The organism is Methanoregula sp. (assembly GCF_049518935.1).
GTDB lineage: Archaea > Halobacteriota > Methanomicrobia > Methanomicrobiales > Methanospirillaceae > Methanoregula.
Map to the genome: position 1 here is coordinate 24,149 of NZ_JBEKRH010000009.1, position 17,796 is coordinate 41,944.

The 17,796-nt window shown below is 55.8% G+C and carries 18 protein-coding genes; 10 read left to right on the plus strand and 8 right to left on the minus strand.

Annotated features, from left to right (window positions below; genetic code table 11):
- Positions 1–67: 67 nt before the first annotated feature.
- Positions 68–976, minus strand: a complete 909-nt coding sequence (locus ABSE13_RS07505; protein ID WP_424027891.1) for an ADP-ribosylglycohydrolase family protein — start codon at positions 974–976, stop codon at positions 68–70.
- 223 nt (positions 977–1,199) lie between these two features.
- Here ABSE13_RS07505 and acs point away from each other — a divergent pair, with 223 nt between their 5' ends.
- Entirely contained in the window at positions 1,200–3,098 is a 1,899-nt protein-coding gene (acs, locus tag ABSE13_RS07510; RefSeq protein ID WP_424027892.1) for an acetate--CoA ligase, read from the plus strand.
- 80 nt (positions 3,099–3,178) lie between these two features.
- A complete protein-coding gene (locus ABSE13_RS07515; RefSeq protein WP_424027893.1) occupies positions 3,179–3,769 on the plus strand; it encodes an acetate uptake transporter in 591 nt (196 codons plus the stop codon).
- A 115-nt stretch (positions 3,770–3,884) separates the two neighbouring features.
- Here the strand turns inward: ABSE13_RS07515 and ABSE13_RS07520 are convergent, their stop codons facing one another.
- Positions 3,885–4,988: an ATP-NAD kinase family protein gene (locus ABSE13_RS07520; protein WP_424027894.1), complete on the minus strand. Its 1,104-nt coding sequence runs from the start codon at positions 4,986–4,988 to the stop codon at positions 3,885–3,887.
- 9 nt (positions 4,989–4,997) lie between these two features.
- On the minus strand, positions 4,998–6,353 hold the full coding sequence (locus ABSE13_RS07525; protein ID WP_424027895.1) for a TrpB-like pyridoxal phosphate-dependent enzyme: 1,356 nt from the start codon (positions 6,351–6,353) through the stop codon (positions 4,998–5,000).
- A gap of 505 nt (positions 6,354–6,858) precedes the next feature.
- Here ABSE13_RS07525 and ABSE13_RS07530 point away from each other — a divergent pair.
- The 5 genes from ABSE13_RS07530 (at position 6,859) to ABSE13_RS07550 (ending at position 11,584) form a co-directional block, all read left to right on the plus strand.
- On the plus strand, positions 6,859–7,536 hold the full coding sequence (locus ABSE13_RS07530) for a YIP1 family protein (protein ID WP_424027896.1): 678 nt from the start codon (positions 6,859–6,861) through the stop codon (positions 7,534–7,536).
- Positions 7,537–8,703, plus strand: coding sequence for a COG1361 S-layer family protein (locus ABSE13_RS07535; RefSeq protein WP_424027897.1), 1,167 nt, complete (start codon positions 7,537–7,539; stop codon positions 8,701–8,703).
- 8 nt (positions 8,704–8,711) lie between these two features.
- Positions 8,712–9,389, plus strand: coding sequence for an ABC transporter ATP-binding protein (locus ABSE13_RS07540; protein WP_424027898.1), 678 nt, complete (start codon positions 8,712–8,714; stop codon positions 9,387–9,389).
- Complete coding sequence (locus ABSE13_RS07545; protein WP_424027899.1) at positions 9,386–10,576, plus strand: ABC transporter permease; 1,191 nt, start codon at positions 9,386–9,388, stop codon at positions 10,574–10,576. Before ABSE13_RS07540 ends, ABSE13_RS07545 begins: the two co-directional genes overlap by 4 nt.
- Positions 10,577–10,726: 150 nt before the next feature.
- Positions 10,727–11,584: a class I SAM-dependent methyltransferase gene (locus ABSE13_RS07550; protein ID WP_424027900.1), complete on the plus strand. Its 858-nt coding sequence runs from the start codon at positions 10,727–10,729 to the stop codon at positions 11,582–11,584.
- Positions 11,585–11,595: 11 nt separating this feature from the next.
- Here ABSE13_RS07550 and ABSE13_RS07555 read toward each other — a convergent pair whose 3' ends face one another.
- The 4 genes from ABSE13_RS07555 to ABSE13_RS07570 are packed head-to-tail and all read right to left on the minus strand — an operon-like array spanning position 11,596 to position 14,797.
- Entirely contained in the window at positions 11,596–12,735 is a 1,140-nt protein-coding gene (locus tag ABSE13_RS07555) for a pyridoxal phosphate-dependent aminotransferase (RefSeq protein ID WP_424027901.1), read from the minus strand.
- Positions 12,732–13,151 (minus strand): 6,7-dimethyl-8-ribityllumazine synthase, encoded by a 420-nt coding sequence (gene ribH, locus ABSE13_RS07560; protein WP_424027902.1) that lies wholly within the window; start codon positions 13,149–13,151, stop codon positions 12,732–12,734. The genes ABSE13_RS07555 and ribH overlap by 4 nt, the downstream gene beginning before the upstream one ends.
- 57 nt (positions 13,152–13,208) lie before the next feature.
- Complete coding sequence (ribC, locus tag ABSE13_RS07565) at positions 13,209–13,670, minus strand: riboflavin synthase (protein WP_424027903.1); 462 nt, start codon at positions 13,668–13,670, stop codon at positions 13,209–13,211.
- Positions 13,667–14,797 carry a pyridoxal-phosphate-dependent aminotransferase family protein gene (locus ABSE13_RS07570; protein WP_424027904.1) on the minus strand — a complete coding sequence of 377 codons (1,131 nt, stop codon included), beginning with the start codon at positions 14,795–14,797 and terminating at the stop codon, positions 13,667–13,669. Before ABSE13_RS07570 ends, ribC begins: the two co-directional genes overlap by 4 nt.
- Before the next feature lie 55 nt (positions 14,798–14,852).
- Between ABSE13_RS07570 and ABSE13_RS07575 the strand changes: the two genes are divergently transcribed.
- The 3 genes from ABSE13_RS07575 to ABSE13_RS07585 all read left to right on the plus strand — a co-directional run bounded on the left by ABSE13_RS07575 (position 14,853) and on the right by ABSE13_RS07585 (position 16,242).
- Positions 14,853–15,239: a 5-(carboxyamino)imidazole ribonucleotide mutase gene (locus ABSE13_RS07575; RefSeq protein ID WP_424027905.1), complete on the plus strand. Its 387-nt coding sequence runs from the start codon at positions 14,853–14,855 to the stop codon at positions 15,237–15,239.
- Positions 15,240–15,336: 97 nt separating this feature from the next.
- Complete coding sequence (locus ABSE13_RS07580) at positions 15,337–15,774, plus strand: LEA type 2 family protein (RefSeq protein ID WP_424027906.1); 438 nt, start codon at positions 15,337–15,339, stop codon at positions 15,772–15,774.
- A 285-nt stretch (positions 15,775–16,059) separates the two neighbouring features.
- Complete coding sequence (locus ABSE13_RS07585) at positions 16,060–16,242, plus strand: hypothetical protein (RefSeq protein ID WP_424027907.1); 183 nt, start codon at positions 16,060–16,062, stop codon at positions 16,240–16,242.
- 243 nt (positions 16,243–16,485) lie between these two features.
- Here the strand turns inward: ABSE13_RS07585 and thiC are convergent, their stop codons facing one another.
- Positions 16,486–17,781: a phosphomethylpyrimidine synthase ThiC gene (gene thiC, locus ABSE13_RS07590; RefSeq protein ID WP_424027908.1), complete on the minus strand. Its 1,296-nt coding sequence runs from the start codon at positions 17,779–17,781 to the stop codon at positions 16,486–16,488.
- Between the last annotated feature and the right edge of the window lie 15 nt (positions 17,782–17,796).

Below are 17,796 nucleotides of genomic sequence, written 5' to 3' on the forward strand. Positions count from 1 at the left end.
CCTTTTTAACCCGTCTTTCCGGCAGTGAGGGCGTTTAATAAAAGTATATTGTAATTCCGGGCCGTATTTACTCGAGTTTCCGGCAACAGACGTTATAGAGGCGCTGCCCGAGCAGCTCGATCCGGTCCCGGTCCTCGAGGCCCTCAAGCAGGTCCTGCGGGAGTGCATCCATTCCCCGGGTCACCCCAAGATAAGCGCCGCAGAGGAACGCGATGGTATCGGTGTTACCTCCCGTATTTGCGGATACGGTGAGAAGATCCGGCGGGTGGGTGTAGCGGCTGATCAGGAAGAACGCGATGGGTAAGGTCTGGAATACTGATACGTCGTTGCCGATCTTGAGGAGTGCCGTTTCCGTTTCCATGCCATCTTTCTCAAGGGCGAGCGCATTCCGGATTTTTCCCCCCAGCACTTCATCTTCCACAAGTGCCTTCTGCACTGCCCGCTCGATGGCATCGGGGGTTTCGTGGAGCGAGTGGTAGAGCAGGGTGACAAATGTGGAGACCGCCGCATGGGCCGCAGGATGGGTGTGGGTGACGTTTGCTGCCCGGACTGCACGCTCACAGGCTTCATTCATATCGGGGAAGGCAAGAGCGAAAGGGGCTGCAAGGGGGAGACAGCCCGAAGTTGTAGACTTGACGCCTTTCTGGCCAGCCGCGTTCTTCACCAAGTGCTCGCAGGCCGCAGAAATCGATCCATCGGGAAAACGCATCGCTCCACGGGTATAGAGCTCCTTAAGTGCTGTGGCATAGCGGTCCTCATTGTATTTGCCGTCAGCGAGAAGTGTTCCCGCGAGAATCATCATCTGGGTATCATCAGTATATTGCCCCGGGTTCAGTCCCTCGTTGGGATGCCCCTTGTACGGGCGGCGGTACCCGTATTTCATTTTATTCAGGTTGGGAGAGGTACTCTCATTGGGCATACCCAGTGCATCGCCAATCGCCGCACCCAGCAGGCACCCCTTGAATTTCTTGAGCATCGATCTTATATTGAAAAACCCGGATAGATAACCCTTCGTATATCGACCTCATTTTGATAAAGCAGCAGAAGCCCGAAGAGCCTCGTTTCACAATTCAGAAGGTGTCAGCCATAAATATGCCGGATTCACGGGAAACTGATCTATTTTATTTTTACAAATTTGCAACCAGCGTAATTTTTATATAGAATGTTTAACATGATTAATAATGTAAAATGGGAGGACCATGACAGAGAACTTCGATGTCAAACTGGTTGAGAGTACCGTTCGCTATATACCGGGCCCGGAATACAAACAGAATTCTTGGCTGGGTGACTATGAAACAGCATACCGGGAGTTCCTTGCCGATCCTGATGCCTTCTGGAGCAGGATTGCCCACGACCTAGACTGGATCCGTTCATGGGATGCAGTGAAGGAATGGAATTATCCTTATGCAAAATGGTTCGTGAACGCGAAACTCAACATAACGGCCAACTGTCTCGATCGCCATGTGAAGTCCCACCGGCGCAACAAGGTAGCACTCATCTGGAGAGGTGAGGGGGGTGCGGAGAGAATCTACACGTACCAGAAACTTCTCTCGGACGTGATGCGGTTTGCGAGTGGCTTGAAGAAGATCGGCGTGAAGAAAGGTGACCGGGTATGCATCTACATGCCAATGGTACCCGAGCAGATCATCGCGATGCTGGCATGCGCCCGGATCGGTGCCATCCATAGCGTGGTCTTCGCCGGGTTCGGCGTGACCGCATTGAATATGCGTATCCGGGAGGCGGAGGCAAAAGTTGTCATCACAGCGGATATCTCGATTCGCAGAGGTAAGGCAATCCCGCTCATTACAACCGTCCAGGAGTCGATCCTTCACGCCCCGAGCGTCGAACATCTCATTATCTACCGGCGAAGGAGAGAGCCGCCTGTCGAGATCCGGGCCGACTTCGAGATCGACTTCTACGGCTTGATGGAAGGAGCTCCCGCGGTCTGCGAACCGGAGGTCATGGATGCGGAAGATCCTTTGTTCATGCTCTACACGAGCGGATCCACGGGATCTCCCAAGGGTATCGTGCATACCTGCGCCGGTTACATGGTCGGGACCTACTATACAACAAAGTACGTCTTCGATCTCAAGGAGAACGACATCTTCTGGTGCACGGCCGATCCCGGCTGGATCACCGGCCACAGTTACATCGTCTACGGCCCTCTCGCGGTAGGAGCCACGATATTTGTCACCGAGATGACACCCGACCACCCGGATCCCGGAATCTGGTGGAAATTAATCGAGGAGCAGAAGATCAATATCTTCTATACGGCCCCGACTGCGATCCGGATGTTCATGAAGATGGGAGAGGAATGGCCAAAGAAGTACGACCTCAGCTCCCTCCGTGTGATCGGATCCGTTGGTGAGCCCCTCAATCCCGAGGCCTTCGTATGGTATCACCACGCAATCGGTGGAGATCGGTGCCCCATTGTTGATACCTGGTGGCAGACCGAAACCGGAATGCAGATGATTACGACCATGGTAGGGGAATCCATGCGTCCCGGGTTTGCCGGAAAGGCAATACCTGGTGTGATTGCCGATGTAGTAGACAAGGATGGGAATTCCGTGCCACCCGGCACTGGAGGGTTCCTTGTGATAAAAGCACCCTGGCCGGCCATGTTCCGCACCGTGTATAACAATGATGAGCGGTACCAGAAATATTGGTACACGATAAAGGACTGTTATGCTGCAGGTGACCTTGCTGTCAAGGGAAAAGACGGGTACATCATGGTGCTGGGCAGGTCTGACGACATCATCATTGTCGCCGGGCATAACATCGGCACCGCGGAGGTGGAAAGTGCGTTAGTCTCCCACCAGGCCGTTGCAGAAGCGGCGGTCATCGGCAAGCCGGATGCGGTGAAAGGAAACTCCATCAAGGCATTCGTCATCCTGAGGGTTGGTAACAAGCCAACCGACAAGCTCCTGCAGGAGCTGATCTACCATGTCCGGATGACACTCGGGCCCATCGCAGTTCCACACGAGATCGAATTCGTGGAGAAACTACCCAAGACACGCAGCGGCAAGATCATGCGCCGGGTCCTCAAGGCAAAAGAGATGGGCATAGATCCAGGCGACATCTCGACACTGGAAGAGTAAGGCGCAAAAGAACTATAAACAACGGATTCACTGGAAGATCCGAAAGTGGAAACTGTAAACAAACAAGGAGATGAAAAACCATGGAAACAAAAGAAACAACCGCAACTACTGTAAAAAATCTCGACCTGACTGCAAACCCGGCACCCCTCGGACTGACAGCGTTCGGGATAACTACGGTTCTCCTGAACCTGCACAATGCCGGGTTCTTTGAACTGGGATCGATGATCCTCGCCATGGGGATCTTCTACGGGGGACTCGCCCAGATCGTTGCAGGGATCATGGAGTGGAAAAAGAACAACACATTTGGGATGACCGCATTCCTCTCGTATGGGTTCTTTTGGCTCTCCCTTGTTGCCCTGATCATGCTCCCGAAGATGGGACTTGCCGATGCCACTTCGAAGGACGCGATGGCTGCCTACCTCCTCATGTGGGGGCTCTTCACCGCGGTCATGTTCATCGGGACCCTCCGGGCGAACAGGGCACTGCAGTTCGTCTTTGGCTCGCTGACAATCCTGTTCATCCTCCTCGCGCTTGGGGAGGCAACGGGTAATGGGACCGTCACCATGATCGCTGGATACGAAGGGCTCCTCTGCGGCTTCTCCGCGATCTATGCCGGACTTGCACAGGTGCTCAACGAGATGTACAAATGGACGGTTGCACCGCTCGGATAATCACCTTCTCAGGTAATTAAAAATTAACTCTTTTTCCGGATCAATACCGAAAAATATCCTGTAGATCCTAAAAAAATCAGGTTTATCGTGTTCACATACAAGAGACTGCTGACGCTCAGGATAGTTGTCGGATCCTTTTTCGCTGCGCAATCCTGTATCCCGAAATTACCTGGATCGAATCCCCAAATTCCCGGTCGAGCTCACTGTCACCGGTATCCACCAGCAGTTCCGGTGTCTCCTGGAGCTTGTGCGGTGTGGCAACGACGATAATATTCTGTATTCCCGCACTCCTGACGATCGCTGCGCTGATCTGCTGGTTCCCCCGTCCGAGAATGAACCCCTGAGCCCCGATAGGGCTGATGATGATCCGGATGTCCTTCTCTGTTTCCACCAGTTTACGGAGAGTTTTTTCATTGGCATCCTGAGTTACAACCGCTCCGTTTTTTATCACGTCAACGCCAAGGAGGGTTTTTGGAACCCCAAGGTTCCGCGCAATCGCTTCTGTTGTCGTACCGGCCCCAAGAATGTAGAGCGTGTCCGGTAACATCACTTCGCGGATGAACCGGGCGATCTCGTTCTTTGCACGCTCCTCGTCCGCCTCTTCAAACACCTGCTTGGAAACCTGGACCATACCGGCGAGGGTGGGGACCCGGGCGACACCAAACAGCCGGGTAGTGAGGAGCCCGGACCGGTAAGCCTCTTCGTCCACATCCATGATCTCTGCATCCCGCAAGGTAGTCATTCCTGACCCGGCGACCAATTCGGATGCCGCAGCGGGAGTGATCGCAAAAATTCCCGAGTACATCTTCACGCCGGCGGGTATTCCGAGCATGGGTAATGTCCTTCCTGCGACAGAAAAAACATCCCGTGCCGTCCCGTCTCCCCCGCAGAAAAGGACGAGATCCACACCCTCAACGAGGAACTTTTGCACGGCAGCTTTTGTATCATCCGCGGAACTCTCGTTCTTACCGGTAAAAACTACCCTGAAGCCGGGTATCCCGGCCTCTTTGAGGATCGTCTCTCCCATATCACCCGAGCAGGTCAAAAAGAGCAGATCCTGATCCGTTTTCAGCAGGTCGATGGTCATCTTCGCACGGTTCCCCGCCTGCGGTATCGCTCCCAGCGATCTGGCCTCGCCGACCCTGCCATCGGTTCCCTTGAGGCCGACTGCTCCTCCCATGCCAGCTACGGGATTGATGACAAAACCGATCCGGTACATAAAAAAGATCTAGATTTTGGGGATCCGTCCGATGGCCTGTTTGATCAGCTCGTCCGGGTATTCATAGTCCACCAGCTTGCCGGCATAGTAGGCATCATACGCCGACATGTCGAAATTGCCATGGCCCGAGCAGTTGAAGAGGATCGTCTTCTCCTCCCCACTCTTTTTGCACTTCAGCGCCTCGTCAATCGCGGATCTGACCGCGTGGGAGGTCTCGGGTGCAACGATGATCCCTTCCGTCCGGGCAAAGGTCTGGGCCGCCTCAAAGACTTCGCTCTGGTGATAGGCTACTGCCCGCATTACACCGTCATGAACAAGACGTGAGACAATCGGGGAATCCCCATGGTAGCGGAGGCCCCCGGCATGAATTGACGGTGGGACGAAATCATGGCCCAGCGTGAACATCTTCATGAGCGGCGTGAGACCGGCCACATCGCCGAAATCGTACGTGTAGAGCCCCTTCGTGAGCGTGGGGCACGAAGCGGGTTCGACACCGATGAGATCCACATCCTTGTGCTTTCCGGTCATCTTGTCACCTGCGAACGGGAACGAGATCCCGGCAAAGTTTGAACCGCCACCGACACAGCCGATCACCACATCGGGATACTCATCCACCATCGCCAGCTGCTCGCGGCATTCGAGCCCGATCACGGTCTGGTGGAGGCAGACATGGTTCAGCACGGAGCCCAGAGCATAGTTGGTGTTGTCATGCGTTGCCGCGTCTTCAACTGCCTCGGAGATAGCGATACCCAGCGCACCCGGTGTATCCGGATCTTTTTCAAGTACCGCACGCCCGGCATTCGTTGTGGTGCTGGGGCTCGGGATGCACTCCGCTCCCCAGACCTGCATCATCGATTTCCGGTAGGGTTTCTGGGTATAGCTTGACCTTACCATGTAGATCGTACACTCGATATCGTAGAGCATCGTGGCAAAGGCAAGCGCCGATCCCCACTGCCCTGCGCCGGTCTCGGTGGCGATCCTCTCGATCCCGGCCTTCATGTTATAATATGCCTGGGGTATGGAGGTGTTGGTCTTGTGGCTCCCTGCAGGGCTGACTCCTTCCCACTTGTAGAAGATTTTCGCCGGGGTCTTGAGAAATTTCTCCAGGCGGTGGGCACGGTACAGGGGGCTGGGCCTCCAGAGGTGCAGGACATCCTGCACCTCTTCGGGGATATCGATATGACGATCCGTGGTCACTTCCTGCCGGATCAGTTCCATTGGGAATATTGCCTTCAGGTCGTCAGGGCCTATGGGCTTGTGCGTGGCGGGATGAAGCGGGGGATCGAGCGGGGAGGGCAGATCTGCCTGGACATTATACCATTTCTTTGGCATCTGCTCCTCATCGAGGAGGATTTTTGTCTGCATATACAATACTTACTTTGTATAAATAAATACATTGTGGAACAGAATTGCGTATTAACGTGGATTGTTATACATTTTTTCGTTCTCACTCGATCGGGAAAATCAGGAAAGGATTTCAGAATTATGCCAAATATATTATCAGAAGGACCAATATTGCCATTCGGCGAAATCGGTCACAGGATAACAGAGTCGGGATTCTGAAACTTCTGAATCCGGGATATTCCCAGCAACTACCTGATATGATCTCGGTTTTAAGACAGCCATCCATAGAATTATCGCCATACTGCACCAACATAAGTGAAATTTGCTGAAAAAATCACAGCAGATCCTGCGCGTCGGGAAATATTGTAACAAAAAACCCTGCCGAAAACGCTGGAACAACCTTCAATCTGCAGCTTATATTCCAATGACGCATATTTCACCAGAAAAATTTTAGTGCAGCACTTTCAAAGAGCTGACAGGAAATACGGGAAACGAGAAAAACCAGATGCGTTCTTACGGAGAATCCATGAATAATTCCATATTGTCCATTCTCATAAATCCGGATGCATTTTTCCAGGAAAAGGTCAACAGTAAAGAAGATCTCAGGATACCTGCCCTTATCGTACTTGTTGCGGGAGTCGTGGGTGCTATCTATGCAGTACTGATGGCACAGCTCTCCGCAAGGATGATGTCAACGATGATGCCGGGGATTGAATCGATCATCCTGATCGCCGCCCTCGCGGGAGCCCTGATTGGCACATTCATATTATGGCTCATCTGGGCAGGATTGATCTATGGTATTTCGTCGGCTTTTAAAGGAGAGGGGTCGTTCCGGAGGACCCTGGAATTCATTGGATACGGATTCCTTCCTCAGGTGATCGGTTCGGTGATCACCCTCGGTGCAGCACTTGAGTACCTGCCAAAAGTCCATGTAACTGCAATTTCGACTGCGGGTGTTTCCGCTGATCAACTTGGCCAAGTAGTCCAGGACGCCACAAACGCAATGATGCACGATCCTGCCATGGCAGAGTTCATCCAGATCACGAGCCTCGTTACCATCGTCTTCCTGCTCTGGAGTGCCCACATCTGGATCTTCGGTATAAAGCACGCGCGGAAATTATCACCCCGGGACGCGGCTCTCTGTGTTGGCATTCCTGTCGTATTATATGTTATTTTCCTAATCTACAAACTCGGAGCACAATAAATGAAAGTCAGCCGTATTGTTATCTTCACCTGCATACTCCTATCACTATGCGCCATCCTCGGAACAGCAAGCGCGTACGAGACGCCTGAATCCATTGTTGCCGCGAGCAAAGTCTACATCTCCTCGATCACATTCGATCCGGGGGCATTTTTCACCGGTGATACCGGGACGGTCAATGTAGCGGTCACCAACAGCAACAACAACATCAGCTCTGTGGTGAATCACGCCTCCTTCGGGGACCAGAATATCAAGATGACCAGCAAACAGTACGACAGCACTACCAACATCGGACCGCTCCAGACACAGCCGTTCGTGTTCTCCGTCACTGCGGATGCTCTTGAGGGTACGTATTACCCCACGTTCTCCATGAACTTCCGGGACGCCGACAGCTTCTATTACCGGGCTACGGTGGAGATCGATAACCGGCCGCTGGAGCTGACCGTTGTTGACCAGCCGGATGCCTTCACGCACGGAAAGAAGAAGACGATCTACCTGAAGGTCTCAAATCCCCGGAAAAATGATGTCAGGAATGTCGTACTGGAGGTGTCAGGTGACGGGATCACCGCAATACCATCACGGACCTTTATCGGTGACCTCGACCAGGGTGAAAGCATACCGGTGAATGTATCCATGACACCGGATAAGGAGACGACCCTTGACCTGACCCTTAACTACGACAACGGTAACAATCCCCACACAGTCACCCTGAATATCCCGATCGCATTTGGAACTGACAAGATGCTGGCAAACCCGGTCATGAGCAATGTCCTCGTCAAGAATGACGGGACTGTTATTCATGTGACCGGCGATGTGAACAACGCAGGCCTTGAAAACGCAAATACGGTAACCGTCTCTGCACTCTCACCCGCGGTTCCGCAGGACCCCTACAAAACCTACGTGGTCGGGGCGCTCAAGCCCGATGACTTCGGGAGTTTTGAAGTGACGTTCACGGCAGATCCGGCAGTGACGAGCGTTCCCATCCAGCTCTCCTACAAGGACGATGACGGTAACATCTACAATGCGAGCCAGGACGTGAATATCGCCTCGGCCGGGCTCACCCAGCAGAAGAACAGCGATCCCCCCACGGTCCCGGTTATTGCCGGTATCGTTATCCTTGTAGTATTCATCGGTGGCTGGTTCGTTTACCTCAGGAAGAAAAAGCAGTGAGCCCTCCCATGGAAACCCAGCCGGTCATGCTCTTCCGGGACGTGACCAAGGTGTACCCCCTCCCGGCCGGGGACGTAACGGCACTGGACGGAGTCTCGTTCCAGGTGGACCGGGGGGAGTTCATCTCGGTGATGGGACCCTCCGGCTCAGGGAAGTCAACACTCCTCAACCTGATGGGATGCCTCGATACCCCGACTACCGGCGATATCTTCATCAGCGGAACTCATATCGGGGATATGCCCGACACGGAACTTACGAGCCTCCGCAGGGACCGGATCGGGTTCATCTTCCAGTACTTCAACCTCTTCCCCCTCCTCAACATCATCGAGAACGTGACGTTCCCCATGATGCTCAAGTCCCAGAGGGCCGTGGACCCGGAGAGAGGCAGGGAAGTGCTCCGGTCAGTCCAGCTGGACGATGCGCTCTTTACCCATACTCCCACCGAGCTCTCCGGCGGTCAGCAGCAGCGCGTCGCGATCGCCCGGGCCCTCATTAATGATCCGGATATTCTTCTGTGCGATGAACCGACCGGGAACCTCGATTCAAAGACCGGCGCCGGTATCATGGACCTGATGACCGAGCTCAACCGGAAAGGAACCACCATCATCATGGTCACCCATGATCCGCATATCGCTGAATACTCGCGGCGGACGATCCGCATTGCTGACGGGAGGATCGTCCCATGATCTTCTGGGAGATCGCGAAACGGAATATCAGGATCAACGTGCTTCGATCTTCCCTCGCTATGCTGGGGATTGTCATCGGCGTGGTTGCCATTGCATCCATGGGAATCTTAGGTAACAGCCTGGTTGCCTCAGTCGCCGACAGCCTGAGTTCTGTCGGTGACAGCGTAATTGTTACCCCCTATAGTGGCGGGGGAGGGCAGGGTTTCAGTTCTGCAGGCAGTTCCGACAGCCTGAAGATCACCGACCAGAATTTCCAGCAGATCAAACGGGTCGTTGCACCGAACGTGGCAATACCCGTGTACCAGACTGCCGAACATATGAAGATCGGTGTCGGTGGCGATGACATTGTAGCAGTCATCTATGGTCTTCCCTCAGAAGACGTCCCGGACCTGCTGAAACTCCAGGACGGGGTTTACAACAACGGGAATTCCGGCTGTCTCATTGGGCCCACCTTTGCCAAAGATCACAATCTCAAAGTGGGATCCCGGATCTCGATCGGTACCGATGGCGAGAAGGGCACGCTGAGGGTCACGGGGATTATTGAGGAGCGGGGCATGAGTTTCGATATAAGCACTGATAGTGCCGTTGTCGTTACCAAAGAGTGGTTTGAAAATACGTATAACCGGAATGCCGATTACGACGAAGTTGTCGTGAAAGTCAAGAATGGTGACACAGCGGGCATGAAAACCGCCATAGAGAATCAGCTCAACAAGCGAAAGGACCAGAAGATCGTCACCGTGATGGACAGCAAAGCAACGCTGGCGACCATTTATTCTACATTTGGTATGGTAACGACATTCGTCACTGCTATTGGCGGTATCTCCATGGTTGTCGCGGGCGTCTCGATCTTCAACGTCATGATGATGTCCGTGACTGAACGGATTAAAGAGATCGGCATCATGCGGAGCATCGGCACGCAGAAAAAAGAGGTGATGAGTATGTTCATCTACGAGGCTGCGATTATCGGGGTCGTCGGCAGCACTATCGGGGGAGTCCTGAGTGTCATGGCCGGCTATGCGATCAGCGCCCTGGTCCTGAACACCACCAAGCACCTGTTCACGGTTGCAAATGCCTTGTCTGTCGCCGAAGGCATGGGATTCGGGATCATGATCTGCCTTGCCTGTGGTCTTTACCCGGCCTGGCGGGCGGCAAACCTGAATCCCATCGATGCACTCAGGCACGAGTGACCGGACTCCCCCTCCCCGGATGGGGGGTAATTCCCCCTCTTTTTCGCGACATTTCTGGTTTTCAAAGAGGAACAGATCCCGTTCCGGTAGTGTTTTCTCTCCATTCCTCTTGGAAAACAACTATTACCGGCCAGAGGGATACTCAGTGTGATGAGCCGCACTCCCGGACATGAATGTGCCGAACCCGACTGGAACGAGATCTGGAAGTGTCGCCAGGCCAACCATGAAATCTCCAAAGTTACTGAGGACAAAACCCACAACTGGGACAAGCGGGAGAATGCAGAGCGGTATGATGCGAATTCCCGTGGCGAGTACGATGCCCGCATCCGCATGACTCTCAACGGGCTCGCGGTTACCCGGGATTCACGGGTACTGGACATCGGCGCCGGGCCGGGCACGCTCGCGATCCCGCTTGCACCCAGGGTGAAGAGCGTTACAGCTGTCGAACCCGGCTCCGGCATGGTGTCCATCATGCAGGAGCGGGCTGCACGTGAGAGGATCACGAACATCAGCTGCGTACAAAAACAGTGGGAGGACGTCGATCCAGCCCGGAATCTCTTCGGTCCCTATGACGTCGTGATCGCCTCTCTCTCATTGACTATGGAAGATATCCAGGCAGCCCTCGAAAAGATGGACTCTGTGGCGAAAGGTTTCGTCTGCCTCTACTGGTTTGTGGACATGCCGTTCTGGGAGCGGATGTATGCGGATCTCTGGGAGCCCCTCCACGGGAGCCTGTATTATTCCGGCCCGAAGGCAGACTGTCTCTTCAATGTCCTGTACCAGATGGGGATCTATGCTAACGTGGAGATGATGCCGCTCTCAAAGGAGTACCGGTTCTCTTCTCGGGATGAGATGAGTGCTTTCTTCAACCAGCGGTTCAATGCACAGTCCGCGGAGCAGCAGAAGGTCGTGAAAAAATACCTCACGCCGCTGATCCGGGAGGTGGGGCACGAGATTGTGATCTCCGGGGACTCCACATTCGCGAAGATCTGGTGGAAAAAGCAGTAAAAAAAGATATTTTAATGTGCGTCGATCTTACGGATCCGGTCCATCGCTTCCTTTAACCGTTCCATCGAAGTGGCGTAAGACAGCCTGAGCCATCCCGGCGCATCGAACGCACTGCCGGGGGTAACCGCCACATGGGCCTTCTCAAGCCAGCGGGTGGCAATCTCCGTGTCATCTCCCGCCACTTTGACGAAGGCATAGAACGCCCCGTCTGCGGGTGCAGTCTCGTATCCCATCGCGTTCAGTTCGGAGATCACGTATTTCCGCCGCCGATCAAACTCCTTCCGCATTTCCTCAACGCACAGCTGGTCACCCCTGAGCGCGGCGACCCCGCCAAACATAGCAAAGGTCGTGGCCTGACTGATGGAGTGCTGCTGAACCTTGGACATCGCTTTGATGATCTCGACCGGGGCCACCGCGTAACCAAGCCTCCACCCGGTCATTGCATAGGATTTCGAGAAACCGTTGATGGTAATCGTGCGCTGCGCCATGTCCCCGATGGACGCGAGCGAAATGTGTTCCTTCCCGTACACCAGTTTCTCATAAATCTCGTCGGACATCGCGTAGATATCCTTGTCCAGGCAGAGATCGGCCACGAGCTTCAGCGAGCCCTTATCCAAGACAGCCCCCGAGGGATTGGACGGGGAGTTGACCACGATCATCTTGGTCTTTGCCGTGACCCATTCGAGGATCGAATCGTCAAGCTGGAACGTCTTCTGGTTGACGGCGTGCTTGACAACTTTCCCGCCTGCGATCTGGACGCAGGGCTCATAAGAGACCCACGCCGGGGTAAGCAGGATCGTCTCGTCTCCGGGATTCAGGACGGCTTCCATCGCCTCATAGATCGCGTCCTTTGCCCCGCAGGCAACGATCACCTGCTGGGGAGTGCAGGGGAAGCCGTTCTCGCGGTTGATCTTCTCGCTGATCGCACTGAGCAGTTCGGGGATCCCGTTGCTCGGGGCGTAATGGGTCTCCCCCCGCTTCAGGGCATCGATGCAGGCATCGGTGATGTGTTTCGGGGTATCGAAATCCGGCTCGCCGATCGACATGCTGATGACGTCGATGCCTTCCCGCTCCATCTTTTTTGCCTTATCGGAGATGGCGATAGTGGCGGATGGTGCCACGGCCGCGATCTTTGCCGAGAGGGACTTCATTTCAATCGCTTGACAAGTTTGATGGCGGATTCAACGGCCCGCTTCGCGTAATCGATCCGCTCGTTCGCTTCGAGCCGGGTCATGCCGGGCCCTGATATGCCGAGCGTGACCGGCTTGCCGAACTCAAGCGAGAGGTCGATGATCTTCCGGGCCGCATGCTGGACCACGATCTCGTCGTGCTGGGTCGATCCCTCGATAACGCAGCCGATCGTCACGACCGCGTCCACCTTGCCGCCAGTCAGCATCTTCTTTATCGCAAGCGGCATGTCGTATGCCCCGGGGACATACAGGGTCTCGGTCACTTCCGCGCCGAGGAATGCTGCATGTTCGCGGCCTTCAATCTCCATCATGTACGTGATGTCGCGGTTGAACTCCGCGACCACGAATCCCAGTTTTATCGGGTTTGTATCACACATAGCAGATCATCTCTTGTGAATGGTCATAAATCCGTACGCCCGGTCATGAGCGAACGGTCAGCGGCGGGCTGGACCGGCGTCGGCAAATCCCTGCCGCTGGCCGGTACCAGCCTCCTTTTCCAGGTCTTTTGGGTGGAGCACCAGTTTGATCGCGTTGACCGCGTGCTCCCGGGTGCGCTGCTCGGCAAGCCATGCCAGCTCCTTGCCGTCCTTTGCCTCGTCCTCGTGCACGAACACTTCGATGATATGGGTGTTCGTCATGAGCTGGCACATGATAAGGCCCTGCGAGGCCTCGTGGGCGCACATCCGGTCCTTGTCTTTTCCCCCGGGCATGCCGAGCGCCAACACGATATCGCACCTGCGCTCTTCGATCAGTTTCTTGCAGGCTACCGGCAGGTCTTTGATACCGGGCACGGTCACCCGTTCAATCGCAATACTTGCATGTTTTTTGAGCTCGTCTATGGCAACAGCTCCCATGTTGACGCGTGAGAAGGTGGTATCGGCCACGCCCACCTTCATACCAGCACCTCGCCGGCTGCCAGGACACCGTCGCCTTTTGGCGTGTATCCCGACTTTTTCAGCGCGATCTGGGTCGCGGCGAGGGTGGCAAGTATCTCGGGTGCGCTCACTGCGCCCATGTTCCCGATCCGGAAGATCTTCCCGTTCAGGTGGTCCTGGCCGCCCGCGATGATGATGCCCATCTTCTTGATGTGTCCCCTCATATCGGCGTCCTTGACTCCCGCGGGGTACTCCACTGCCGTCACGGTTGTCGAATATCCGTGCAGCGTATCGGTCTTCGGGAAGAGGGAGAGGCCCCATGCCTTTGCTGCTGCCTGGACTGCCTGCGACATCTTCTGGTGGCGGGCGATCCGTGCGGGGAGGCCTTCCTCCTCGATGATCAGGCACGCCTCGCGAAGCGCGAGGAAGAGCGGCACGGCAGGGGTGTATGGCGTCTCCATCGGGGTACCTGCGGCGCTCTTCCGGTATGCGGCAAGATCGAGGTAATAGGGCGGGTTCTTCGTGAGTCGTTCCCATGCCCGGTTGCTCACCGAGACCATCGCAAGGCCGGCGGGTGCTGCAAGGCACTTCTGAGAGCCGGTGATGGTGATATCAACACCCCACTTGTCGGCTTCGACCAGATCGCCGCCGATGGAGGTGATACCGTCCATGATGAAGAGCGCATCGTGCTTCCGGGCGAGCCTGCCGACTTCCTGCGCCGGGTTTTTGATACCCGCCGAGGTCTCGTTGTGGACGAGCGTGACGACTTCTGCTCCTTTCTCGAGCTGCGCTTCAAGGGCCGCGAGATCGAGCGGGGTGCCCCACTCGGACTTGATCTCGTGCGCCTTGCCATAGCGCTGGCTGATCTTGAAGAGCCGCTCGCCGAACTTACCGTTCACGAGGCAGGCGATCTCCTTGTCCTTTCCCACATTTCCGACCGCGGCTTCCATGCCGGCCGTGCCGGACCCGCTGATGACAAAAAGATCGTTTGCGGTCCCAAACGTGGTCTTCAGTACCCGAACACAGTCGGCATATGCAGCGCCGAACTCGGCGCTGCGGTGGTTTATTGCCTGACGCGACATCGCGAATCTGACCCGTTCCGGCATCGGCACCGGGCCCGGCAGCATCAGGAGTGGTTCTTTTTCCATGTGGATCTGCTCATAGTATATCTGGATAAGCACAATATATGTTTGGATGGCTAGTATGGCTGACGTTGCAGTTATTTCAGGATCCGCTTCTGACGCTAAGATCACGGACAAAGTAACCAAAGTCCTTGAAGAGAACAATGTGTCGTACGACGCCCAGATCATCTCGGCCCACCGTGATCCCGATAAGCTCGATGCATACCTAAAGGGCAGTAAGGCGAAGGTTTTTATCGCGATTGCGGGACTTTCCGCCGCCCTGCCCGGCGTGATCGCCTCAAAGACCGATAAACCCGTCATCGGCGTTCCTGTCAGCGGGACACTGAACGGGCTCGATGCACTCCTCGCGATCGCCCAGATGCCAAAAGGCGTGCCGGTCGCCTGCGTGGGCGTGGACAACGGGGACAATGCCGCGTGGCTGGCGATCCGGATACTGAAACTGAAATAATACTGCACCATTTTTACAGGAAGACAACGTGCAACGGGCGGGGAAATCATTCGGAGCATGGACAGGATTATGAACACATTCGTCGAACTTCCTAACAATGCCCGTCCTGCACGAACCGGTCGTCAGCCTTGAAGACGTGAAGCTCCGGACCCTCTCGCTCTCGTCCCTTGAGCTGGACGTGGCGATCCGGGTGCAGAACGCAAATCCTCTTGGCGTGACCCTGCGGGAACTGCCGTTCACCGTACTATGCTATGCTGGCGACCGGGAATTGCAGATCGCTGCCGGGAATATGGGCCGGGTGAAGATCGCTGCCCGGGACAGCACCCTGCTTCATGTCCCGGTCAGGTCGCAGAACGCGGCACTCATCGGGGCGCTTGCCGCCTTCGTGACCCGGGGAAGCGTGCAGGTCACGATCACGGGGACAGCGATCATCGACTGCCTCCTGTTCGGCTGGTCGGTACTTTTTTCAAAATCCCTGCCGGTCACGATTGAGCAGATTGCAGATTCCCTTGCCGGGCAGACGAAGAAAGAGTGAGTGCCGGCCCGGCGCACCCGTGAAGGGGGGTATGCCGGTAACCCCCACTACCTGTACCAGGGGAAGGGAATCTGAGATGCATTCAACAGAGCCCATTTCAGCCTCCGATTACCCCCTCCGGGAGTCCGGCAGACAACATTTCAGCGAAATGACGCCCTCTGATTTCAGGAAACGGCCATTTCAGCCGCGTATTGGCGATCTGAATGCCTTTATGGGCAGAGAAATAGCCACATTTAGCAACGATACAGTGGCAGATATCCAGAAATACGGGCTGGAGGTTGATCCATGGGGGACAGATCATCCGATCTAGGGGCGACCCGGGACTCCGGGAACGAGCGGTTCACGGCCACCTTGTGGTGCCACGATGCCAATGACGAGATCTACTTCGTGAACTTCAGTCGCAGGCAGGTGACCCTCACCTCATTCTCGGACGAGGCGATCTTATCACCTATAGGGATCGCACGATGAACAAACGGGGCGGAGAATTCCCCTGCTCTATCCTTTTAATCAGCCGCAGGTTGACGGAGGGGACAGTGCCTGTCCCCCCGCACCGCCCCTGCGCTTTGCGATGCTGCGGGAGTTACCTGTTCGGGCGTTATCGCAATCGGGGGATGCCACAGCGGCGGGGATGAAGCTCCCGAGAGCGTCCGGATTGCCATCGGACATTTAAGATCTGATAAAAAAATATTCTGCATTACCCAAATCAAAAAATTACTTCTTCCCCTTCTTTTTCGCTCCAGTCCCGAACAGCTCATTCACCATCTTGACCGCACAGAGGTCCCCACACATCGAACAGGTATCCGTCTCCCCATCCCGCTCGTGGATCTTCCGGGCATGCTCCCCATACAAAGCAAGCCGGAACTGTTCGTCCCAGTCGAGGTTGTGCCGGGCCTCCGCCATCTCCACCTCGCGTTCCATCCGGAACCCTTCCGGCCTGCGTACGGTATCGCCGACATGCGCCGCGATCTTCGCGATCCGGGTGCCTTCGATGATATCCGAAACGTCAGGGAGGGCGAGGTGTTCGCTCGGCGAGACCATGCAGAGGAAGTCGGCGCCGTTCAGGCAGGCCGTTGCCCCGCCGATCGCCGCGACCACGTGGTCATAGCCCGGCGCGATATCAGTGACGAGCGGGCCGAGCAGGTAGAGCGGGGCGTGATCGGTGATCTCCTTGATCATCCGCACATTGTAGCCCACCTGGTCGAGGGGCATGTGACCGGGACCCTCGATCATCCGCTGGACACCGGCGGCTTGCGCCCGCTTGGCCAGAAGGCCGAGGGTATTGTATTCCACCGATTTCGCCAGTTTCTCCGCGTCCTGCAAACAACCGGGCCGCATCCCGTCGCCGAGACTGACTGTGACGTCATACTCCGCCAAGATCTCCAGCAGGTAGTCGTACTCGGCATAGAGCGGGTTCTCCTCCTCCCGCTGCATCATCATCGCGCAGTGGAACGACCCCCCCCTGCTCACGACACCCATCAGCCGGGGGTCAGCCTTGAGCGCATCGAGCGCCTGCCGGTTCACGCCGCAGTGGAGGGTGAGGAAGTCCACGCCCTGTTTGCAATGCTCCCGTATGACCTTAAAGAGCAGATCCGCGGTCACGTCGCCGGCATTGCCCGCCCTGCGGACTGCCTCGTATACGGGGACCGTACCGACCGTGGTATCGAGCTTCAGGATCTTTTTCCGGATTGCGACAAGATCGCCTCCCGTGGAGAGGTCCATGAGCGCGTCGGCGCCGTTGTCGAGCGCGGCCTGCGCCTTCTTCATCTCGAGCGCGGGATCGCAGCGGGAGCCCGAGGTCCCGATATTGATATTGATCTTGACCGTGCATCCCTCGCCGATCGCGCAGGGCTTGTGCTTCCGGCCAGGGTTGTGCGGAACAACGATCCGTCCGTCCGCGATGCCCCGGGCAAGCTGTGCCGTTTCCATTCCTTCCGCCCGTGCCACTGCCTCCAGTTCCCGGGGAAGCCCCTTACGGCACCTGCGGATGAGCAAATCCATAAGAAACATCTGTCGGGAGTCCTT